The organism is Rhodoluna sp. (assembly GCF_024639375.1).
Taxonomy (GTDB): domain Bacteria; phylum Actinomycetota; class Actinomycetes; order Actinomycetales; family Microbacteriaceae; genus Rhodoluna.
Genome location: NZ_JAHEIM010000018.1, coordinates 1 through 21,374, shown reverse-complemented (window position 1 = coordinate 21,374; position 21,374 = coordinate 1). Strand labels below are relative to the sequence as shown.

Below are 21,374 nucleotides of genomic sequence, written 5' to 3'. Positions count from 1 at the left end.
ATGCACGTATGAATCTTCATCGGCAATGATCAGCGTGCGCTCGAACTGACCCATGTTCTCGGTGTTGATGCGGAAGTAAGCCTGCAATGGAATATCTACATGGACACCCTTTGGAACGTAAACGAATGATCCTCCCGACCAAACCGCGGTGTTCAAAGCTGCAAATTTGTTGTCGCCGGCAGGAATCACGGTGCCAAAGTACTCTTGGAAGATTTCAGGGTGCTCTTTAAGCGCGGTATCGGTATCCAAGAAGATAACGCCTTGGCGCTCTAGCTCTTCGTTGATCTGGTGGTAAACCACTTCAGACTCATATTGTGCGGCCACACCTGCAACCAAACGGTTGCGCTCGGCTTCTGGAATGCCCAGCTTCTCGTAGGTGTTTTTGATTTCATCTGGAAGTTCTTCCCAGGTGGCTGCTTGGCGCTCAGTTGAACGAACGAAGTACTTAATGTTGTCGAAATCGATGCCCGAAAGGTCAGAACCCCAGCTAGGCATTGGCTTCTTGCCGAAGTAGTCAAAACCCTTTAGTCGACGCTCAAGCATCCACTCTGGCTCACTTTTCAGTGCCGAAATGTCGCGAACTACTGTTTCGCTGATGCCACGCTTGGCTGTCTCGCCGGCTGCATCTTTGTCGTGCCAACCGAACTCATAAACTCCTAGGCTGTCTAGCTCTGGGCGTTCAATGATGATGTCGGACATGCCGGCCTCCTATTTAAGATTCAGGACAGAGTGGTTATCTCAGCCTGCTTAAGTCTTTGCTTGGGTCAACTCTTGAAATGCGCTCTGCTATTCCCCATGCAGGCAACGAGGCCTGTGTAAAGATTGAGAACGAGGATGGCATCATTGCCAAACGCTGAGTTGAACCGACTGCAAGTTTAGTTCGGTGCAGGCGTTATCGAAAGACCTTAGGTAATGAAAGGCAACGTTAGTTTGTTAGTTCAGCTCAAAAGACTTGGCTCGAGACTCATCTCAGCCGACCGAATTCCCCTGTATGTGTGGGCTTCGCTGGTTAGCCAGATCCTCATCGTGGTCACTGGCGGCGTGGTGCGTCTGACCGCCTCAGGCCTCGGATGCCCAACCTGGCCGAAGTGCACTGCCGAATCACTCACCACAGTGCCTGAAATGGGCATTCACGGTGTGATTGAGTTTGCCAACCGTCTGCTCACTTTTGTTTTGGCACTCGTTGCCTTGCTTACATTCCTAGCAATCTTGAGATTAGGCAAGCAATTGCGTAAAGGTTTACTGTTGCCAGCTTTGATTCTCGGCTTGGGCATTCCCGCACAGGCTGTGCTAGGTGGCATCACGGTGCTAACCAAGCTGAACCCTTGGGCCGTTGGCGCACACTTCGTGCTTAGCGGCTACATGATTGCAGTTGCCTCACTTTTGGTTTTCAGAGCACTGCCACCGACCCAGCAAGCAGTTTCACCGTCAATATTCCGAACCGCGACTCCAATTGCCGCTATTGGCTCCATCGCAGTGATCATCGGCGTTCTGGTAACCGGAGCGGGACCGCATTCCGGTGATGCGGAGTCAATTCGCAATGGCCTCGATCTCGACCTTTGGCAGCACCTGCACAGCTACCCCGCCTATTTGTTGCTTCTTTTGGTTGCAATACAATTCACCTTGCTCGTTCGCCGTGACAAACAACTTGCCATTACAAGCTTTCAATTTAAAACCAGCGCAATTCTTCTTGCCGTTTTGATTGCCCAATCGATCATTGGTGTTGTTCAGGCTCGCCTAGGCGTACCTCCGTTTTTGGTGGCGCTGCATATGGCTGGTGCTGCAACACTCTGTTCGCTACTTTCTTTCCAGTGGTTAGCCATCCACGGTAATACCAAACGCTAATGGCAAGAGTCTTTTGGTTTCGCCGCGACCTTCGCTTGCAAGACAATGTCGCGCTCAATTCGGCCATCGTCGCTGCGAAGCAAGACGGAGACGCTGTTGTAGTTCCGTTCTACGGCGTTGAGATTGAGGATTTCAACAAACTCAGCGGCATTCGCCAGTGGTCATTAATCGCATCCTTGGATGCACTCGGTGCAAGCGTTGATCGCAAACTCACGATTCAGCATGGTGATTTAGCCCAGAGCCTGATTACCGTTGCCAAGGCAGCTGGCGCCTCTACGGTGCATGCCACTCGAGCGTTTGACCCATCCGGAGTAAGCGAACAAAACAGAGTTGGTTTGGCACTGAAGGCCGCGGGCATTCATATGCAGCTCGACGATTCTTATTACGCGGTGCCGCCGGGCACAATCGCCAAAGGTGACGGAACACCGTACAAGGTTTATACGCCGTTCTTTAGAGCATGGTTCGAAAACGGATGGCAGTCCCCCGTTCAATTAGAGCCCGGAGTGAAGTGGGTTGAGCCAGTTGCGTGCCATGGCCGACCAATCGCGACTAAAAGTGCACCATTCCGAGTTAGGGCTGGCGAAGATTTCGCGCTGCGCACATTCGAGCGTTTCAAATCACGAGCCCTTTTTAACTACGACGAGTTGCGCAATCGTGCCGACCTGAGTGGCACCTCGCACCTGAGCCACGCTCTCGCCTTCGGCGAAATTCACCCCCGCACAATTCTGCAAGACCTCGCCGATAGCGGCGGTCACAACGTTTTTCGCAAGGAGATAGCTTGGCGCGAGTTTTATGCCGATGTGCTGTGGCAGAACCCAGATAGCCTCACCGAATACTACGAACCTAAATTCGCGCGCATGCGATATGACACCGGTGCAACCGCCGAGGCCAAGCTAGCCGCTTGGCAACAGGGAAAAACGGGGTTCCCGATGGTGGATGCCGGAATGCGCCAATTGCTCGCCGATGGCTGGATGCACAATCGTGTTCGCATGATTGTGGCTTCATTTTTAGTGAAAGACCTGCACCTGGAGTGGCAGCAAGGTGCTGCCTGGTTCGAAGAACACCTAAGCGACTTCGACCCAGCATCGAATGCACACGGCTGGCAGTGGACTGCAGGATCTGGAACCGACGCCTCGCCTTACTATCGCGTGTTCAATCCGGTATTGCAGGGCTACAAGTTTGATCCAGATGGAAACTACGTGCGAAAGTACGTGCCGGAACTTGCCCACATTGCAGGCAAAGATGTTCACGAACCTTGGAATCTGATTGACGGTCTGGCACACGGCTACCCGGCACCAATTGTTGATCACAAGACTGAGCGCGATGAAGCGCTGCGCCGCTTGGACGAACTAAAAACGAATTAGCGGGTCAACCGCCAGGGCAACAAACAGCAGCGTCAAATAAATATTTGAAACGTGAAACAGCGGCATTGGGTTGTCAATTTCTGCGGATGCGCTCTGGCGGTAAAGCTTGTATGCGCCAATCAGGAACCAAACACCGCTCACAAGTGCGACAACAGCGTAAATGTATCCGAGGCCTGCAATGGGCACGAGCAAAAGCGTGCAAATAACTACAGCCCAGGTGTACAAAACAATCTGCACGGCAACAGTTTTTGCACTACGCACCACAGGAAGCATTGGAACTCCTGCGCGCGCATAGTCATCGCGGTATTTCACCGATAGTGGCCAGTAGTGCGGCGGGGTCCAGAGGAAAATGATCAAAAACAGAACCCAAGCTGCTGGTGCGACGCTGTTGGACACGGCGGCCCAGGCAATGAGCACAGGTGCTGCGCCAGCTGCTCCGCCCCAAACGATGTTTTGAGGCGTGCGTCGCTTTAGACCCAAGGTGTAAATAAATACGTAGAACAGCACTGCCGCTAGAGAAATTGCCGATGCAAGCCAGTTCACCAAGAGGCCGAGCCAAACAACTGACAAGGCCCCGATCAGCCAAGCGAGTGTCAGTGCTTCACGCTGAGAAAGTTGGCCGGTCACCAAAGGGCGGCTCTTGGTGCGACCCATGATCTTGTCGATGTCAGTGTCAATGATGCAGTTGAAGGCATTTGCCGACCCGGCACTCAGAGCGCCACCAACAATCGTGGCCAGCACCAACCAGAGGTTTGGCAGGCCACCCTGAGCCAAAATCATGGTTGGCACGGTGGTGATTAGCAGCAACTCAATCACTCGAGGCTTGGTTAGCGCGAGATAGGCAGCAGCCTTGAGTTTGAAAGATGACGGGGACATTACTAACAAGTGTAAAACAACGAAATACTTGCCCGATGCGCCGGGTTGCAAAAGACACGGTGTGTAGACTTTACCTATCAAACAGGGCTGTTTGTAAACTCCCTTTCACGTTTCCAACAAGATTAGGAAATACCTCTTTGTCATCTCTTCAGTGGACCGATCTAGATTCAAAAGCCGTTGATACAGCACGTGTTTTGGCTGCAGATGCTGTTGAGAAGGTGGGAAACGGGCACCCGGGTACAGCAATTAGCTTGGCGCCGGTGGCATATTTGCTTTTCAACAAGGTGATGCGCCATGACCCTAAGGATGACCGCTGGCTGGGCCGCGACCGTTTCATTCTGAGTGTTGGCCACAGCTCACTGACTATTTACAACCAGCTTTACCTGCACGGCTATGGTCTTGAACTTGACGATCTGAAGGCCCTTCGCACTTGGGGTTCAGCTACCCCTGGCCACCCAGAGTACGGCCACACCAAGGGTGTTGAAATCACCACTGGTCCCCTGGGTCAAGGTTTGGCTTCTGCTACCGGTTTTGCTTACGCTGCGCGATTTGAGCGCGGGCTTTATGACCCAAACGCTGCTGCGGGTCAGTCACCATTTGATCACTTCGTATACGTAATCGCCGGTGACGGTGACATGCAAGAGGGCGTAACCTCAGAAGCCGCTTCGCTTGCTGGCCACCAGCAACTTGGCAATCTCGTAGTTATCTACGACTCAAACCAGATTTCAATTGAAGATGACACCAACATCGCCTTCACCGAAGACCTATCTGCTCGCTACGAGTCATACGGTTGGCACACCCAAGTTGTCGACTGGAAGAAGACTGGCAACTACGTGGAAGACATCCAGGAACTTTATGCAGCCATCGAGGCAGCAAAGGCGGTGACCGACAAGCCATCACTAATCACCCTACGTACTGTTATCGGTTGGCCGTCGCCAAAGAAGCAGAACACCGGAAAGATTCACGGCTCTGCACTTGGCGCTGAAGAACTCGCTGGCCTAAAGACCGCTCTTGGTTTTGACCCAGAGAAAACTTTCGACGTGGCGCCAGAGGTTATCGCTCACACCCGCGGATACCAGGCTCACGCCGACAAAGCACGTGCGGCTTGGGAAGCATCATTCGATGCGTGGGCATCAGAGAACGCTGATAAGAAGAAGTTGCTCGATCGCTTAGTCTCGGGTGCAGCTCCGGCAGAACTCGAAGCGGCTTTGCCAACTTTTGAGGCTGGCACATCAGTTTCAACTCGCGTTGCTTCGGGCAAGGTAATCAATGCAATTGCAGCAGTTATGCCTGAACTTTGGGGTGGCTCGGCTGACCTTGCAGATTCAAACATGACCACAATTAGCGGAGCAAAGTCATTTGTGCCTTCAGAGTGGTCAACTCACGAATGGACCGGCCACAAGTACGGTCGCGTTTTGCACTTTGGTATTCGCGAGCACGCAATGGGTTCAATCCTTAACGGCATCGCACTGCACGGCAACACTCGCGCATTCGGTGGAACCTTCTTGATCTTCAGCGATTACATGCGACCAGCCGTTCGTTTGGCTGCGCTAATGGGTGTGCCTTCGATTTTCGTTTGGACTCACGACTCGGTTGCGCTAGGCGAAGATGGTCCAACTCACCAGCCAATCGAACAGCTTGCTACCCTGCGCGCGATTCCAAACCTAGACATTATTCGCCCAGCAGACGGCAACGAGGCTGCATACGCCTGGAAGACCGTACTTGAGCGTCGTCAGGGCCCGGCAGGTTTGGCGCTGAGCCGTCAGAACCTTGCTGTTTATGCTCGCGGTACAGCCGATGAAACCGGTGCGATTTATGCCGGCGCTGAGAACACTGCTAAGGGCGCCTACATATTGCTAGAGGCGGCTAACGGCAATCCAGAAGTCATCTTGGTCGCTACCGGTTCAGAAGTTGAAATCGCAGTTGCCGCTCGTTTGCAGCTTGAAGCCCAAGGTGTCGCAACCCGCGTTGTCTCGGCTCCTTGTCTTGAGTGGTTCGACGAGCAGCCGGCGACTTATCGCGAACAGGTTCTGCCGAGTGCGCTAAAGGCAAAGGTCTCGGTAGAGGCCGGCCTTAGCCTCGGCTGGCACAAGTATGTTGGCCCATTCGGCCAAAGCGTTTCAATCGAACACTTTGGTGCATCAGCTGACGCAAAGACTCTTTACCGCGAATTCGGCATGACCGCTGAGGCAGTCGTTGCCGCAGCCAAAACGGCGATCGCGACCAACTAATCTCAACCAGAAAGATAAATAAATGACAACTCCAACAGCACAGCTTTCAGCAAACGGTGTCAGCATCTGGCTTGACGATCTATCTCGCAGTCGAATTGTTTCGGGCGGATTGAAAGACCTAATTGCATCTCGCAACATCGTTGGTGTAACTACCAACCCAACAATTTTTGCTAACGCACTTGCAAAGGGCGATGGCTACCAAGACCAGGTTGCACAACTTGCAGCCGAGGGTGTTGGCGCGACCGATGCAATCTTCGAAATCACAACTAAGGATGTTGCCGACGCATGCGACATCTTCGCTGACATTTATCACTCATCAAAAGGTTTCGATGGACGAGTGTCAATTGAAGTTGAGCCAAAGCTAGCGAATGAAACTGCGGCAACCATTGCACAGGCAAAAGAATTGTTCGCAAAGGTAAACCGTGAAAACGTAATGATCAAGATTCCTGCAACCAAGCCTGGTCTAGCAGCAATCACCGCAGTTATTGCCGAAGGCATTAGCGTAAACGTCACCCTGATTTTCTCGCTAGCTCGCTACCGCGAAGTCATCGCGGCCTACATTGCAGGTATTGCGCAGGCCAAAGCGAATGGCCACGATATCTCAAAGATTCACTCAGTTGCGTCGTTCTTTGTTTCTCGTGTTGACACCGAAGTAGACAACCGTTTGGTTGCTGCTGGCCACGCCGAACTAAGGAGCAAAGCTGCTTTGGCAAACGCACGCTTGGCCTACGAAGTATTCGAGCAGGAGTTTGCAACTGCTGAGTGGTCTGAACTGGCTGCTCTTGGTGCAAATGTTCAGCGACCTCTGATGGCTTCAACCGGTGTTAAAGATGCTGCACTTCCAGACACTTTGTACGTCACCGAGTTGGTAGCTCCGCAATTGGTAAACACAATGCCAGAAAAGACCCTTGAGGCACTGTTTGACCACGGTGTTGTTCCAGCGGCCTCAATCACAAACAACTACGAAGGCGCTCGCGCCGATCTTGCTGCCGTTGCTGCCGCTGGTGTCTCACTAGACGACGCAACGCAGGTTCTTGAGACCGAAGGTGTTGACAAGTTCATCGTTTCTTGGAATGAACTAGTTGAAAGCGTTGAGACAGCACTGAAGGCAGCAAAATAATGGAACTCAAAGTTATCGTCGCTGGCACTGCAGCCGCAGCTGCCGCAAATGCTGTTCCACAGCTAATCGCAGACAAAGTAGCCAGCCGCATCGCTGCCAAAGACTTCACTCTTTGGGGCAAAGATGCAGAAGCAGAGTCATCAATTCGCTTGGGTTGGGTTGAATCAGCTAAAGACTCAGCCGCTCTTGTGGATGAGATTCTGGCCCTTAAAAAAGAATTCAACGACAAAGGCGTAAATCGCTTCGTGCTTTGTGGCATGGGCGGTTCGTCACTGGCACCAGAAGTCATCACTCGCACCGCTGGCGTTGAGTTGGTTGTTCTTGATTCAACAAACGCAGACCAGGTAGGTGCCGCACTAGCCGGCGACCTAGCAAAGACTGCAATCATCGTGTCTTCAAAGTCTGGTTCCACTGTTGAAACCGATTCGCAGAAGCGCATCTTTGAAAAAGCTTTCACCGACGCAGGCATCGACAAGGCCGATCGTGTTGTTGTCGTAACCGATCCAGGTTCGCCTATGGAGGTAGCAGCTAAGGCCGATGGTTATCGTGTGTTCAACGCAGACCCAACCGTTGGCGGTCGCTATTCGGCACTCACCGCTTTCGGCATTGTTCCTTCAGGCCTAGCTGGCGCAGATATTGCTGCACTACTTCAAGACGCACAGGATGCCGCTGAGTTCCTCTCAAGTGATTCAGAGGACAACCCTGCTCTAGTTCTTGGTGCCGCACTCGCCCGCACTCCGGGTGAGATGGGAAACCGTGACAAGATTGGAATTGTTGCTGATGGCACACCCATCGTTGGATTTGGAGATTGGGCCGAACAGCTCATTGCTGAATCAACCGGCAAGCACGGCAAAGGCATTTTGCCAGTTGTGCTCGACCCAAAGAGTCAAGAACTTCACTCAGGATTAGCTGATCTGCTCGCCGTTCACGTTCAGGCAGACGCAAAGCCAGTCTCTGGCGACTCAGTATCGGTTTCTGGTTCTCTCGGCGCACAGTTCTTGCTTTGGGAATATGCAACCGTGATCGCTAGCCGATTGATTGGCATTAACCCGTTCGATCAGCCAGATGTAGAGTCGGCAAAAATTGCTGCACGCGGAATGCTGGAGCAGCGTGACGCTGTAGTGCCTGCTCTTTTCGCAGCTGAAGGCATCGAAGTGCGTGGAACCGAACTTGCAATTGCCGGCACAAGCGTGAGCGACGCTATCAAGGCGCTTGTAGCACAGCTTGACACCGACGAGGGTTATGTTTCGATTCACGCATACCTAGACCGCACTTCAGTGGCCGAGGCAGAAGAACTGCGTGACTTGTTTGCTAACAAGACTCGTCGTCCGGTCACCTTCGGATGGGCTCCGCGCTTCTTGCACTCAACCGGTCAGTACCACAAGGGTGGTCCACGCCAGGGCGTTTATCTTCAGTTGGTTTCAGAAGCTAAACATGACATTCAGGTGCCGGGTCGCGACTTCACCTTTGGCGAACTGATTGCCTCTCAGGCTGCCGGAGATGCCAAGGTACTTGGTGCACTTGGTCGCCCAGTGTTGACTCTTACATTGGCTGACGTAAAAGCCGGCATTGCCGCAATCAAGAACGCAATCTAAGGAGCCCGCCTCTTAATGAGCAAGATTTTCACAGGGCAGAATCCCCTGCGTGACCCAGATGATCGCCGTCTAAATCGAATTGCGGGCCCAAGCAGCCTGGTTATTTTTGGTGTGACCGGTGACCTTTCTCGCAAGAAGCTGATGCCTGCCGTTTATGACCTAGCCAACCGCGGGCTTTTGCCGCCGGGTTTTGCTCTGGTAGGTTTTGCTCGACGCGAATGGAAGAACCAGGATTTCGGCAAGGTAGTCAAGGAAGCGGTAAAGCAATACGCTCGCACACCTTGGAATGAAACCGTTTGGAAGCAGCTATCTGAGAACATTCGTTTTGTTTCAGGCGAGTTTGACGACGACGCTTCTTTTGATCGCCTCAAGGCAACCATTGATGAACTGGATGAAAAAGTTGGCACCGCAGGTAACCACGCGTTCTATCTTTCGATTCCGCCAAAGGCTTTCGCGCAGGTTTGTCAGCAACTAAAGCGCTCTGGATTAGCAGACGCACAGCCGGACGAATTCCGACGCGTGGTTATTGAGAAGCCGTTTGGTCACGACCTAAAGTCATCCCGTGAATTGAACGAAGTCGTTGAATCTGTTTTCCCACCTGACTCGGTTTTCCGCATCGATCACTACCTGGGCAAAGAGACCGTACAAAACATTCTCGCCCTGCGTTTCGCAAACATGCTTTTCGAACCGCTTTGGAACGCGAACTACATTGACCACGTGCAGATCACAATGGCCGAGGACATCGGTGTTGGCGGTCGAGCCGGCTACTACGACGGCATTGGTGCTGCTCGAGATGTGATTCAAAACCACTTGTTGCAGCTCTTGGCGCTAACCGCAATGGAAGAGCCTGTCTCGTTTGACGCAGCTGATTTGCGCGCGGAAAAAGAGAAAGTTCTCTCTGCCGTTCGCGTTCCTCATGACCTAAACAAGCACACCGCCCGAGGTCAGTACTCCGGTGGTTGGCAAGGTGGCGAAAAGGTCGTTGGGTTCCTTGATGAAGAAGGCATGAATCCAAAGTCTGTCTCTGAAACCTTCGCAGCGTTTCGCCTAGACATCAACACTCGACGTTGGGCTGGTGTGCCTTTCTATTTGCGTGCTGGAAAACGTTTGGGTCGCCGTGTGACCGAGATTGCAGTTGTATTCAAGCGTGCACCACAGCAGCTATTTGCTCAAAGCCAAACCAGCGCGCTTGGTCAAAACGCTCTCGTGATTCGCGTGCAGCCAGACGAAGGTGTGACCATCCGCTTTGGTTCCAAGGTTCCCGGCGTAGGCATGCAGGTTCGCGATGTAACAATGGACTTTGGCTACGGTCACGCCTTTACCGAAGCAAGCCCAGAAGCTTATGAGCGCCTAATTCTCGACGTTTTGCTGGGAGACCCACCGTTGTTCCCACGTCACGAAGAAGTTGAGCTTTCGTGGAAGATTCTTGACCCGATTGTTGCCCACTGGGAAAAGAGCGGTCAGCCAGAACAATACCGACCAGGCACCTGGGGTCCGTCCTCAGCTGATGCCATGTTGGCCCGCGATGGCCGCGAATGGAGAATTCCGTGATCATTGATCTTCCGAACACCACAATCAGTCAGGTTTCGAAGCGCATTGTTGCCATTCGCGAGCAGGGTGGCGTTGTGGCCCTTGGCCGCGTGCTGACTCTGGTAATTGAAACCAACTTCAAGGGCCTAGAAGCCGCGATTCAGGCCGCTAACGAGGCTTCTCGTGAACACCCTTGTCGCATCATCGTGCTTGCAAACGACGTTTCTAAGAGCAAGAAAGATGCTCGCCTTGACGCGCAGATTCGAGTTGGTGGCGACGCCGGAGCATCCGAGGTAATAGTTCTTCGTGCTTATGGTGAGGCTGCCAGCGACCCAGAAAGCTTGGTCACGGGATTGTTGCTGCCAGACGCGCCCGTGGTTGCTTGGTGGCCAAACGAGGCTCCAGGCAACGCTTCACTTTCTTCGATTGGCCGAATTGCAACCCGTCGCATAACCGATGCTGCTGCGCAAAAAGATGCTCGCGCTCACTTCAAAAACCTAGCGAAGACCTACCAGCCGGGCGACAGCGATTTTGCCTGGACACGCCTGACTCAGATTCGCACCCAGCTTGCCACCATGCTTGATCAGCCACCTTTTGAAAAAATTACCGGTGCAGAAATTGTAGGAGCAAGCGATTCGCCTAGTGTTGATTTGCTTGCAGCTTGGCTTGAACTTAAATTGCAGATCAAAGTAAAGGTCACTCGCACCACACGCGCCAAGTCAATTAATGGCGTTGCCAAGGTTAAGTTGACTCGCAAGTCAGGAACCGTAGAGATTATTCGCGACAATCTAGACAAAGCGGTGCTAATTCAAACTGGCCAACCGACCCGTGAGATCAGCATGCCCCGTCGCTCGCTACGCGATTGCTTGAGCGAAGATCTTCGACGCCTTGATGCAGATGACCTTTTCGGCAAAGTCATCACCAGGAGCTTCGGCTCACGCGTTGCGCCACGCAAACCGGCTACCACAACTGCAAGAAAGTAATCATGTCGAAACCCATCGTGCACCGTTTTCTTGATGCAGAGTCTGTTGCTAAAAATGCAGCACATGACTTTCTAGTGCATATGGCCGCACTGTTGCAATCCAAACCCGAAGTGCATGTAATGCTCACTGGCGGCACTGTTGGCATTGCTACGCTGGCTGCAATTGCAGACGACGAGTTGAGTGCTTCGTTAGATTTCACCAAGCTGCACTTCTGGTGGGGTGACGAAAGATTTGTAGCCTCGGATAGCGACGACCGCAATTCATTGCAGGCCTACAAAGCACTATTGCGCAAAATCGATGTCGACTCAACAAAAGTTCATGAGTTTCCGGCAACCGACAACGGCTTGATGTTGGACGACGCGGCCGAGCAGTTTGAGGCAACCGTTCGCGCCATCAACCCGCACTTTGATATTGCTTTTGTTGGCATGGGTCCCGATGGTCACATCTGCAGCCTGTTTCCAGGGAAACCAACTCCCCCGGCCGGTCGCTTGATTGTTGCCGAACATGATTCGCCAAAACCACCACCGCAACGACTCTCATTCACTTACGAAGCCATGAATGCAATTGATCAAATTTGGTTTATTGTTGCTGGTGCAGACAAACAAGACGCAGTCTCGGTTGCCATGGGTGATTCACCGACTGACTTGCCAGTCGGGCGCGTTTCGGGTGCAAAGGCTACTCACTGGTACATCGATTCAACCGCCGGCACAACAGTCTTTGGCTGCTAGGAAGAGCTCAGGCTTGAATGAAAATGGACCCACTCGGGTCCATTTTTTATTTCTTAGTCTTTGCCGGCTTGGCTGCCGCAGCTAGTCGTGCTCGACGTTCGCGAATTGCGGCAACGGCTTCTTCAAGAAGTTCTTTGGCCTCGGCATCGGTGCGACGCTCTTTCACATAAGCCAAGTGGGTTTTATAAGGCTCGTGCTTGGCAATTACTGGAGGGTTTGCTTTGTCTTGGCCAGCTGGCATGCCGCAACTCGGGCAATCAATCTCAACCGGAATTTCGGCAAGTTCAACAGTTGCTGCAAACTGCGGGCTGTATTCGTGACCAGCGGAGCAGTAATAACTAATAGTTACGCGCTCTGCTTTGAATCCACGATCTTGTTCACCCATCGGCCCCGCACCAACGCGCGAACCTCGAATTGCTGAACCCCCAGTATTCATGTTTTAAACCCTAGGCAAGATTGAATCTGGTGAATAGGCCAAGTGTGATGATTACTACTGCCCAAACAACACCCAAGATGATGGTGATGCGGTTTAGGTTGCGCTCTGCCACACCAGACGACGCCATGGTGCTGCTCATGCCGCCACCGAACATGTCTGAAAGGCCGCCACCGCGCCCCTTGTGCAACAAGATCAACAGGGTCAAGAAAAGACTGGTGATGACAAGAAGCACGATCAGTGCAATCTTTAGGGCTACCATGGCGAAATCCTTAGTTAATTAGGTCTAAAGAGAATTATAAAGCGATGTGCTTCTGAAAACGGGCAATACCGCTGAACTCTTCGGCGTCTAGGCTGGCTCCGCCAACCAAAACACCGTCAACCTCGGTTGAACGCAAGAAACCGGCCACATTTGCAGCCTTTACTGAGCCACCGTAGAGAATGCGGGTGGCCTGGGCCAGTTCTTCGCCAAATTCGGCCGCAAGGGCCTCACGAATCTTGCCACAAACCGAAGCAGCCTCTTCAGGGGTAGCAACCTTGCCGGTGCCAATCGCCCAGACCGGCTCATAGGCAATCACGAACTCGCCTAGCTTGTCGTGGCCAGCAAGCGCTGCCAAAGTCTGACGAACTGGAACGGCCGCCTGGCCCTCAGCCTCAAGCTCCTCTAGAGTTTCGCCAACGCAGATTACCGGCACCAGGTTGTGACGGAAAGCTGCCGCAGTTTTAGCCTGCACAACAGCGTCGTCTTCGGCGTGGTACTGACGGCGCTCACTGTGGCCAATCAAGACATACTTCACATCAAGCTTTGAAAGAAACACTCCGGATACCTCACCGGTGTAGGCACCGGAATCGAATTTCGAAAGATCTTGCGCGCCCAAACCAATTTCAAGTTTGTCTGCATCAATCAGTGTCTGCACACTGCGCAGGTCTGTGAATGGAGGAAAAACAACGACTTCAGCGGTCTTGTAATCGTGACCGGCATCTTTCAGTGTCCATGAAAGTTTCTGCACTAGAGCAATGCCCTGCTGGTGGTCCAGGTTCATTTTCCAGTTGCCAGCGATTAGCGGAACGCGATTAGCCATGATTTGTCTTTCGTTTAGTTAAGAATTTCAATGCCCGGAAGAGTCTTGCCTTCAAGAAACTCGAGGCTTGCACCGCCACCGGTTGAGATGTGTCCAAATTGGTTGTCTTCGAATCCAAGAATGCGAACTGCTGCAGCCGAATCGCCTCCACCAACAACGCTCAAGCCATCAACCTCGGTAAGCGCCTTGGCAACTTGCAAGGTACCATTTGCAAATTTGTCGATTTCGAAAACGCCCATTGGGCCATTCCAGAACACAGTCTTTGCTGCCTTAATTTCAGCTGCGAATCGAGCAGCAGACTCAGGGCCAATGTCAAGACCGAGACCGTCGGCGCCGAATGGTGAAGATTCGATGGCGTCGGCAGCTACGACTGAAATCTCTGCATCGGCACCAAACTTTGAAGCCACCACGATGTCGGTTGGCAAGATAACCTCGATGCCTAACTCTGCTGCGCGCGCTAGGTACTGCTTGCAAACTTCGATTTGGTCCACCTCAAGCAGAGATTTGCCAACCTTGTGACCTTGAGCCGCAAGGAATGTAAAAACCATTCCTCCGCCAACAAGAAGTTTGTTAACGGTTGGAAGCAGGTGATCGATTACGCCAAGCTTGTCTGAAACCTTTGAACCACCAAGAACCACAGCATATGGTCGTTCTGGGTTTGTGGTGAGGCGGGTTAGAACGTCAAGTTCTTTTTCGATCAAGAAGCCGCCTGCACTTGGCAGCGCCTTGGCAAGTTCATAAACCGAAGCTTGCTTGCGGTGCACAACACCAAAGCCGTCACTGATGAAGAAATCGGCCAGGTCGGCAAGTTTCGCAGCAAACGCTTCGCGCTCAGCGGCATCCTTGCTGGTTTCACCGGCGTTGAAACGCAGGTTCTCTAGAACAGCTACACCGCCGCGCGCCAACGCTTTAACTACGCCATTAGCTTCGCTGCCTACAGTGTCTGATGCGAAGAACACCGACTGGCCAAGCAATTCCCCCAGGCGGAGAGCCGCAGGCTCAAGTGAGTACTTAGCATCTGGTGCGCCATCCGGGCGGCCAAGGTGCGAGATCACAATGACCTTCGCACCCTGGTCAACCAAATATTTAATAGTTGGAACAGAGGCAACAATGCGCCCATCATCGGTAATTCGAGTGCCATCAAGTGGAACGTTGAGGTCACAGCGAATGATTACCCGCTTGCCGTCTAGGTTTGGCAGGTCTGAGATTTTACGCATTTGCCCTTTTACTTACTTAAGTTTGCTTGCAACAAGCTCGGTTAGCTCAACCAAACGGTTCGAGTAGCCCCACTCGTTGTCGTACCAAGAAGAAATCTTCACAGTGCGACCGATTACCTTGATTAGGCCCGCGTCAACAATTGATGAGTGCGGGTCAGTCACGATGTCGCTCGAAACGATTGGGTCTTCGGTGTACTTCAAGATGCCCTTCATTGGGCCAGAGGCTGCTGCCTCTTTGTATGCCTGCTTGATTTCTTCAACAGTTACGTCTGTCTTTGAAACCAAAGTTAGGTCGGTGATCGAACCGGTTGGCACTGGAACGCGAAGTGCGTAACCGTCTAGCTTGCCCTTTAGTTCTGGAAGAACTAGACCAATAGCCTTTGCAGCACCGGTTGATGAAGGAACGATGTTGATTGCAGCTGCGCGTGCACGGCGAAGGTCACCGTGTGGGCCATCCTGCAGGTTCTGGTCTGCGGTGTAAGCGTGAACAGTGGTCATCAAACCGTTCTCGATGCCGAACTTGTCGTTGAAAACCTTTGCAAATGGAGCCAAGCAGTTAGTTGTGCAAGATGCGTTCGAGATGATGTGGTGCTTCTCGCTGTCGTAAAGGTGCTCGTTTACACCAATCACGAAAGTCTCTGCGTCGCCAGTTGCTGGGGCAGAGATAAGAACTTTCTTTGCACCAGCGGTGATGTGTGCGCGAGCTGCTTCTGCATCGGTGAAACGGCCGGTTGATTCGATAACGATGTCAACACCAAGGTCACCCCAACCAAGGTTTGCTGGGTCACGCTCTGCAAGAACCTTGATTACCTGACCACCAACAATGATGTTTTGGCCGTCAACTGAAACTTCTTGTGGCAAACGACCGGTTACTGAGTCGTACTTTAGAAGGTGTGCAAGTGACGCTGGGTCACTTAGGTCGTTTACTGAAACAATTTCAAGCTCGGTGCCTTTTGCAAGAGCTGCACGAAGGTAGTTACGACCGATACGGCCAAAGCCGTTAATTCCAACACGAATAGCCACTTAGTTCTCCAAGAGGTTAGGCGTCACAAACGACGCGTGGGGTTAATGATTTTTTAATGCATTCGCCACGCGTCGTTGGGTGGAAAAACTGTTATCAGAATAGCAGTAGGCCGCTAGTTTTGCTGCGAGCAGCCTCAAAGCGAGCCTGAACGTCTGCCCAGTTGATGATGTTCCAGAAGGCCTTTACGTAGTCGCCCTTCACATTCTGGTAGTCCAGGTAGAAGGCGTGCTCCCACATGTCTAGCATCAACAAAGGCACGCTGGTAGGCACGATGTTGCCCTGCTGGTCATACAACTGCTCGATGATGAGGCGCTGGCCGAGAACATCCCAAGCCAAGAAAGCCCAACCTGAGCCCTGGATGCCCATTGCGGTGGCGTTGAAGTGAGCCTGGAAGGCCTCAAAAGAGCCAAAGAATTCGTTCAGAGCCGCCGCCAGCTCCCCCTCTGGGCGGTCGCTGTTGGCAGCGGCCAAGTTGTTCCAGAAAATTGAGTGGTTGATGTGACCGCTTAAGTGAAAGGCAAGATCCTTCTGAAGCTTGTTGATCCAGGTGAAGTCATTCTTGGCGCGAGCCTCTTCTAGCTGGTCAAGAGCCGCGTTGGCACCGGCTACATAGGCCGCGTGGTGCTTTGAGTGGTGCAACTCCATGATTCGAGCCGAAATGCTTGGCTCTAGGGCTGCATAGTCGTAGGTGAGTTCTGGAAGAACGTATTTGCTCATTTTTCTGCTCCTGAAGTTGGGTTCGTAATAAGGATAGTTAGAAAAATCGTCGGATTATTCCGGACTATTGATCGATGTCTTCAGGCAAAAACGCATCCGTGGCAGGAATGCCCAAATCTTCGGCCCGCTTATCTGCCATTGCCAAGAGGCGTCGAATGCGACCAGCAATTGCGTCTTTGGTCATGGTCGGCTCGGCGAGGTGACCAAGTTCATCGAGGCTGGCCTGCTTGTGCTTCAAACGCAACTGCCCCGCATAGCGAAGGTGCTCAGGAATGTCGTCACCAAGAATTTCAAGAGCACGTTCAACGCGGGCACCCGCTGCTACGGCAGCCTGCGCCGAACGACGAAGGTTAGCGTCATCAAAGTTTGCTAAGCGGTTAGCGGTTGCTCGCACTTCGCGGCGCAAGCGCATTTCTTCCCAGCGCAAAACCTGTGTGTGTGCGCCCATCTGAGTCAAAATGGTGGCGATTGCTTCACCCTCGCGAATCACCACGCGATAGATGCCGCGAACTTCGCGTGCCTTGGCGCTCACACCTAGTCTGCGAGCGACACCCACCAATGCCATTGCCGCTTCGTTTCCGGGAGCGGTAATTTCTAACGCGGCTGAGCGTCCAGGGTCGGTTAGTGAACCATGCGCCAAGAACGCGCCACGCCAAACAGCCTGCGCCTCTTGAATTGAACCCGAGACCAAATGAGCTGGTAATCCGCGCACTGGGCGGCCGCGCTGGTCGAGCAAACCGGTCTGACGAGCGAGCACATCGCCCTGATTAATGACACGCACTTGGTATCGGCTGGTTCGGCGAATTCCGCTGGGTGAGATAACGGCTAGTTCGCTGTCGATGCCGAACAATTCGGCAAGGTCTTTGCGCACGCGACGTGCAATCTGTGCTGTGTCTAGCTCTACTTCAACCGCTACGCGACCCGAGATGAGGTGCAGACCACCTGAGAATCGCAGGATGGTTGACAGTTCGGCCACGCGCACTGCGCTCTTGTTTATTTCTAGACGTGCTAACTCGTCTTTTAGGTCAGCGGTAAGTGCCATTGCTATTCCTTGCCTAAGTCACGGTGCTTCAAGCTGATGGCGATGTCATCGAGTTTGCCAAGTTCCTCTGCGATGCGACGCGACACCGCAACCGAGCGGTGCTTGCCACCTGTGCAGCCGATTGCAATCGTTGCGTAGCGTTTGTTTTCTTGCATGTAGCCACGCAACACTGGCTTTAGAGCTGCCACATAGTTCTGAATGAATTCCTCTGCGCCTGGTTGACCAAGCACATAATCACTAACCGCGTTGTCTTCGCCGGTGAATGGTCGCAGGCTCTCTTGCCAAAATGGGTTCGGTAAGAATCTGGCGTCAGAAACCAAATCTGCATCCGAGGGCAATCCGTATTTGAAACCGAAAGACAAAACCGTTACTTGCAATCGGCGAGATTGCTCAATCGAGAAACCGTCGGTGATCTTTGTTGAAAGCTGGTGAATGTTCAAATCTGAGGTGTCGATGATGACATCCGCAGATTCACGAAGTGAAAGCAAACGCAAACGTTCTTCGGCAATGCCATCAAGGATTGTGCCGTTGCCCTGCAACGGGTGTGGGCGTCGCACCGATTCAAAACGTTTTACCAGTGCCGCGTCGGTGGCCTCGAGAAAAAGAACCCGCAAATTGATTGAACGGCTGCGCAATTGATTTAGGTGTTCGTTTAGTTCGCTGAAGAACTCACCACCACGAACATCGATGACCACGGCAAGTCTTGGCAGAGGTGATTCAGAAAGAGAGAAGAGATCTGCAATTGGGCCAAGCATCTGCGGCGGCAGGTTATCTACTACATACCACCCCAGGTCCTCAAGGGCGTTGCCAACGGTTGAACGGCCGGCGCCAGACATGCCGGTCACGATGAGAAGCTCGTGCTTTTTATCGCTGCTCATCGGACTCCCCTCAGTCTTAGTTCAACGGCGTGTCGCCTTATTTGGCGCAACTATTCGAAAGTCTAACTGAACGCGACACGCCGAATGTCAAAATTACGAATTGAGGCTTTCCACGATGTCTTGGGCCAAGACCGGGCCGATGCCGGCCACTTCGGATATCGCCTCGACCGAAGCAGCCTTAAGTCGCTTGGCCGATCCAAAGTGTTTGAGCAGCGCAGAGACACGTTTCTCCCCCAAGCCTGGAATGTCCGCAAGAGCGCTGGCGATGCTGGAACTGCGCTTTTGACGCTGATAGGTAATTGCAAAACGGTGGGCTTCGTCACGAATGCGCTGCAGCAAGAAGAGTTCATCGGTGGCACGAGGCAGAATCAACGGGTACTCCTGGCCAGGTAGCCAAATTTCCTCGAGACGCTTGGCTAGACCAACAACGGTAAGGCCCTGAACTCCGGATTCTTTGACTGCGCGGGCCGCTGCGTTCACCTGCGGTAAACCACCGTCAACAATTAGCAACGAAGGAAAATAGGCAAACTTTGAGGCATCGGTATCGGGATCTGGTTCCTTGAGATATTTCAATCGACGTAACAAAACCTGATAAATCGAATCGGTGTCATCTTGGGTTTGATCAATCGAGAAACGGCGATAGTGATCCTTCTTGGCTAGTCCGTCTTCAAACACCACCATCGAGGCAACCACTCCCGTGCCACCCAAATGCGAAACGTCAAAACACTCAATTCGCAATGGGGCTGCAGGAAGGTTCAAAGCGCGCTGGATGCCACTGAGTGCATCGGCACGTGCGGTGAAATCTGCCGAGCGGCGAGTCTTGTAGAGCATCAGTGAATGTTTTGCGTTGGTTAGTGCTGTCTTAGCCAGCGCAGCTTTGTCGCCACGTTGGGCAATGCGTAGATCAACTTTGGAACCGCGCAATTCGCTCAACCACTTGGCCACTGCATCGGCATCATCGGGCAGAGCCGGAACAATGATTTCCTTTGGAACTTCATTTGGTTCGGCGCTACCGGCCGGCGAATAAACGTTTTGCAAAACATACTCAACCACTTCGCCGAGTGTTCGATCCAACTCTTTGTCAATTACCCATCCGCGGGCACCGCGAATTCGACCGCCGCGAACAATAAACATTGATACGGCAGCGGCAAGCTCGTCATCGGCAACAGCGATTAAGTCGGCGTCGGTGTGGTCACTAAAGACAACGGCACTTTTCTCAAGCACAGTTTCAAGAGCTTCGATGTTGTCTCGCAGTCGCGCAGCGAGCTCATATTGCTGCGCCTCGGATGCCTTGATCATTTGCTTGCGCAAAACCTCAACGTGCTTCACGTCTCCCCCCGACATAAAATCAACGAATTGTTTTACGACAGCCTTGTGCTCAGTTTGGGTGACGCGATCAACGCAAGGCGCAACGCATTTGCCAATATCTCCAAGTAAGCAAGGTCGGTTGCTCTGTTTGGCCCGGTTGTATATGCCAGTGGTGCAGGAGCGCATTGGGTAAACCTTTAGCAGGGTGTCAACAGTTTCACGCACCGCCCAGGCCTGCGTGTAAGGGCCGAAGTACTTCACACCTTTCTTCTCGCGATAGCGGGTGACAAATACACGAGGCACTTCTTCATTTACCGTGACTGCAAGATAGGGATAGGACTTATCGTCTTTGAACTGCACATTGAAAGGCGGGTTAAATTCCTTGATCCAAGTGAATTCAAGTTGCAGAGCTTCGAACTCCGATTTAACAATCGTCCATTGCACATCGGCCGCAGCCAACACCATGCGACGGGTGCGTTCATGCAAACTATCAAGCGGGCCAAAATAATTGCTCAGACGGGCTCTTAGATTTTTCGCTTTGCCCACATAGAGCACACGCCCGTCGGAGTCTAACCAGCGGTAGACCCCTGGGCTAGTTGGAATCTCGCCGGTTTGTGGCCGAAACGAGAGTTCTTGAGCCATTAGCCGAGAATCTCTTTCAAGAATTGACCAGTGAAGCTCTTGGCGTTCTTAGCCACCTGCTCCGGTGTTCCCACAGCAATAACTTCTCCACCTCGCGAACCACCTTCAGGCCCGATGTCGATTACCCAGTCGGCACACTTGATGACGTCGAGGTTGTGTTCAATTACCAACACGGTGTTGCCCTTTTCAACCAACGAGTTCAATACCAGCAGCAACTTGCGAACATCTTCAAAGTGCAGACCAGTGGTTGGCTCATCTAGAACATAAATAGTGCGACCGTTTGAGCGACGTTGCAGTTCAGTGGCTAGCTTCACGCGTTGGGCTTCGCCACCAGAAAGCGTGGTTGCGCTTTGGCCAAGGCGAACGTATCCCAAGCCAACTTCAACTAGCGTTTCGAGATAACGGGCAATCGAAGAAATTGCAGCAAAGAATTCAGCAGCCTCAGCAATAGGCATCTGCAATACCTCGGCGATGTTTTTGCCCTTGTATTTCACCTGCAGAGTTTCGCGGTTGTAGCGCTCGCCATGGCAAACTTCACAGTCAACGTACACATCCGGTAAGAAGTTCATTTCAATGCGCAGCGTTCCGTCTCCAGAACAGGCTTCACAGCGACCGCCCTTTACGTTGAACGAGAAGCGACCCTGCTGGTAGCCGCGAGCTTTGGACTCTTGAGTTTCAGCAAAAAGTTTGCGAATGTGATCAAAAACGCCGGTGTAAGTAGCCGGGTTCGATCTTGGGGTGCGACCAATCGGGTTCTGG

Annotated in this window: 18 protein-coding genes and 2 pseudogenes; 8 read left to right on the top strand and 12 right to left on the bottom strand. The window is 52.6% G+C overall.

What is annotated here, in order from left to right; all coding sequences use genetic code 11:
• Positions 1-699: pseudogene (locus Q0L28_RS06360) on the bottom strand (Fe-S cluster assembly protein SufB); the annotation flags it as partial.
• 213 nt (positions 700-912) lie between these two features.
• Here Q0L28_RS06360 and Q0L28_RS06355 point away from each other — a divergent pair.
• On the top strand, positions 913-1,845 hold the full coding sequence (locus Q0L28_RS06355) for a COX15/CtaA family protein (RefSeq protein WP_296633122.1): 933 nt from the start codon (positions 913-915) through the stop codon (positions 1,843-1,845).
• Positions 1,845-3,209: a deoxyribodipyrimidine photo-lyase gene (locus Q0L28_RS06350; RefSeq protein ID WP_296633120.1), complete on the top strand. Its 1,365-nt coding sequence runs from the start codon at positions 1,845-1,847 to the stop codon at positions 3,207-3,209. Before Q0L28_RS06355 ends, Q0L28_RS06350 begins: the two co-directional genes overlap by 1 nt.
• Here Q0L28_RS06350 and Q0L28_RS06345 read toward each other — a convergent pair.
• Positions 3,195-4,085 carry a heme o synthase gene (locus Q0L28_RS06345; RefSeq protein ID WP_296633118.1) on the bottom strand — a complete coding sequence of 297 codons (891 nt, stop codon included), beginning with the start codon at positions 4,083-4,085 and terminating at the stop codon, positions 3,195-3,197. The two genes, Q0L28_RS06350 and Q0L28_RS06345, sit on opposite strands and share 15 nt — an antisense overlap.
• A 137-nt stretch (positions 4,086-4,222) precedes the next feature.
• On the opposite strand from Q0L28_RS06345, the gene tkt reads away from it, so the two are divergent.
• From tkt to pgl, 6 genes are read left to right on the top strand one after another with little or no spacing between them, the layout of a single operon-like run.
• A complete protein-coding gene (gene tkt / locus Q0L28_RS06340) occupies positions 4,223-6,316 on the top strand; it encodes a transketolase (protein WP_296633116.1) in 2,094 nt (697 codons plus the stop codon).
• 22 nt (positions 6,317-6,338) lie between these two features.
• A complete protein-coding gene (gene tal / locus Q0L28_RS06335; protein WP_296633115.1) occupies positions 6,339-7,436 on the top strand; it encodes a transaldolase in 1,098 nt (365 codons plus the stop codon).
• Positions 7,436-9,031, top strand: a complete 1,596-nt coding sequence (locus Q0L28_RS06330) for a glucose-6-phosphate isomerase (RefSeq protein WP_296633113.1) — start codon at positions 7,436-7,438, stop codon at positions 9,029-9,031. The genes tal and Q0L28_RS06330 overlap by 1 nt, the downstream gene beginning before the upstream one ends.
• A gap of 15 nt (positions 9,032-9,046) precedes the next feature.
• The gene (gene zwf / locus Q0L28_RS06325; protein WP_296633110.1) at positions 9,047-10,582 is read left to right on the top strand and encodes a glucose-6-phosphate dehydrogenase; all 1,536 of its coding nucleotides are present in this window, start codon (positions 9,047-9,049) and stop codon (positions 10,580-10,582) included.
• Positions 10,579-11,544, top strand: coding sequence for a glucose-6-phosphate dehydrogenase assembly protein OpcA (locus tag Q0L28_RS06320; RefSeq protein ID WP_296633107.1), 966 nt, complete (start codon positions 10,579-10,581; stop codon positions 11,542-11,544). Before zwf ends, Q0L28_RS06320 begins: the two co-directional genes overlap by 4 nt.
• A gap of 2 nt (positions 11,545-11,546) precedes the next feature.
• Complete coding sequence (pgl, locus tag Q0L28_RS06315; protein ID WP_296633105.1) at positions 11,547-12,272, top strand: 6-phosphogluconolactonase; 726 nt, start codon at positions 11,547-11,549, stop codon at positions 12,270-12,272.
• Positions 12,273-12,318: 46 nt separating this feature from the next.
• On the opposite strand, the gene Q0L28_RS06310 is transcribed toward pgl, so the two are convergent.
• From Q0L28_RS06310 to Q0L28_RS06265, 10 genes and pseudogenes are all read right to left on the bottom strand, one after another.
• Positions 12,319-12,708, bottom strand: a complete 390-nt coding sequence (locus Q0L28_RS06310) for an RNA polymerase-binding protein RbpA (RefSeq protein WP_296633102.1) — start codon at positions 12,706-12,708, stop codon at positions 12,319-12,321.
• 10 nt (positions 12,709-12,718) lie between these two features.
• The gene (gene secG / locus Q0L28_RS06305; RefSeq protein ID WP_296633099.1) at positions 12,719-12,967 is read right to left on the bottom strand and encodes a preprotein translocase subunit SecG; all 249 of its coding nucleotides are present in this window, start codon (positions 12,965-12,967) and stop codon (positions 12,719-12,721) included.
• A gap of 34 nt (positions 12,968-13,001) precedes the next feature.
• Complete coding sequence (gene tpiA, locus Q0L28_RS06300; protein WP_296633096.1) at positions 13,002-13,787, bottom strand: triose-phosphate isomerase; 786 nt, start codon at positions 13,785-13,787, stop codon at positions 13,002-13,004.
• A gap of 14 nt (positions 13,788-13,801) precedes the next feature.
• On the bottom strand, positions 13,802-15,004 hold the full coding sequence (locus tag Q0L28_RS06295; RefSeq protein WP_296633093.1) for a phosphoglycerate kinase: 1,203 nt from the start codon (positions 15,002-15,004) through the stop codon (positions 13,802-13,804).
• A gap of 12 nt (positions 15,005-15,016) precedes the next feature.
• Positions 15,017-16,027: a type I glyceraldehyde-3-phosphate dehydrogenase gene (gene gap / locus Q0L28_RS06290; protein WP_296633091.1), complete on the bottom strand. Its 1,011-nt coding sequence runs from the start codon at positions 16,025-16,027 to the stop codon at positions 15,017-15,019.
• A 94-nt stretch (positions 16,028-16,121) separates the two neighbouring features.
• A complete protein-coding gene (locus Q0L28_RS06285; RefSeq protein ID WP_296633088.1) occupies positions 16,122-16,745 on the bottom strand; it encodes a superoxide dismutase in 624 nt (207 codons plus the stop codon).
• 64 nt (positions 16,746-16,809) lie between these two features.
• Positions 16,810-17,787 carry a DNA-binding protein WhiA gene (gene whiA / locus Q0L28_RS06280; protein WP_296633085.1) on the bottom strand — a complete coding sequence of 326 codons (978 nt, stop codon included), beginning with the start codon at positions 17,785-17,787 and terminating at the stop codon, positions 16,810-16,812.
• Between the two features lie 2 nt (positions 17,788-17,789).
• A complete protein-coding gene (rapZ, locus tag Q0L28_RS06275; RefSeq protein ID WP_296633083.1) occupies positions 17,790-18,665 on the bottom strand; it encodes an RNase adapter RapZ in 876 nt (291 codons plus the stop codon).
• Between the two features lie 93 nt (positions 18,666-18,758).
• The gene (uvrC, locus tag Q0L28_RS06270) at positions 18,759-20,615 is read right to left on the bottom strand and encodes an excinuclease ABC subunit UvrC (protein ID WP_296633080.1); all 1,857 of its coding nucleotides are present in this window, start codon (positions 20,613-20,615) and stop codon (positions 18,759-18,761) included.
• Positions 20,615-21,374: pseudogene (locus tag Q0L28_RS06265) on the bottom strand (ATP-binding cassette domain-containing protein); the annotation flags it as partial. The pseudogene Q0L28_RS06265 and the gene uvrC, both read right to left, overlap by 1 nt.

Coding starts and splice junctions, on each gene's coding strand:
- Q0L28_RS06330 (WP_296633113.1), top strand. CDS start 7,436: ATGGAACTCAAAGTTATCGTCGCTGGCACTGCAGCCGCAGCTGCCGCA.
- pgl (WP_296633105.1), top strand. CDS start 11,547: ATGTCGAAACCCATCGTGCACCGTTTTCTTGATGCAGAGTCTGTTGCT.
- uvrC (WP_296633080.1), bottom strand. CDS start 20,615: ATGGCTCAAGAACTCTCGTTTCGGCCACAAACCGGCGAGATTCCAACT.
- whiA (WP_296633085.1), bottom strand. CDS start 17,787: ATGGCACTTACCGCTGACCTAAAAGACGAGTTAGCACGTCTAGAAATA.
- zwf (WP_296633110.1), top strand. CDS start 9,047: ATGAGCAAGATTTTCACAGGGCAGAATCCCCTGCGTGACCCAGATGAT.
- tpiA (WP_296633096.1), bottom strand. CDS start 13,787: ATGGCTAATCGCGTTCCGCTAATCGCTGGCAACTGGAAAATGAACCTG.
- Q0L28_RS06350 (WP_296633120.1), top strand. CDS start 1,845: ATGGCAAGAGTCTTTTGGTTTCGCCGCGACCTTCGCTTGCAAGACAAT.
- Q0L28_RS06345 (WP_296633118.1), bottom strand. CDS start 4,085: ATGTCCCCGTCATCTTTCAAACTCAAGGCTGCTGCCTATCTCGCGCTA.
- Q0L28_RS06295 (WP_296633093.1), bottom strand. CDS start 15,004: ATGCGTAAAATCTCAGACCTGCCAAACCTAGACGGCAAGCGGGTAATC.
- rapZ (WP_296633083.1), bottom strand. CDS start 18,665: ATGAGCAGCGATAAAAAGCACGAGCTTCTCATCGTGACCGGCATGTCT.
- Q0L28_RS06310 (WP_296633102.1), bottom strand. CDS start 12,708: ATGAATACTGGGGGTTCAGCAATTCGAGGTTCGCGCGTTGGTGCGGGG.
- secG (WP_296633099.1), bottom strand. CDS start 12,967: ATGGTAGCCCTAAAGATTGCACTGATCGTGCTTCTTGTCATCACCAGT.
- Q0L28_RS06355 (WP_296633122.1), top strand. CDS start 913: ATGAAAGGCAACGTTAGTTTGTTAGTTCAGCTCAAAAGACTTGGCTCG.
- tal (WP_296633115.1), top strand. CDS start 6,339: ATGACAACTCCAACAGCACAGCTTTCAGCAAACGGTGTCAGCATCTGG.
- Q0L28_RS06285 (WP_296633088.1), bottom strand. CDS start 16,745: ATGAGCAAATACGTTCTTCCAGAACTCACCTACGACTATGCAGCCCTA.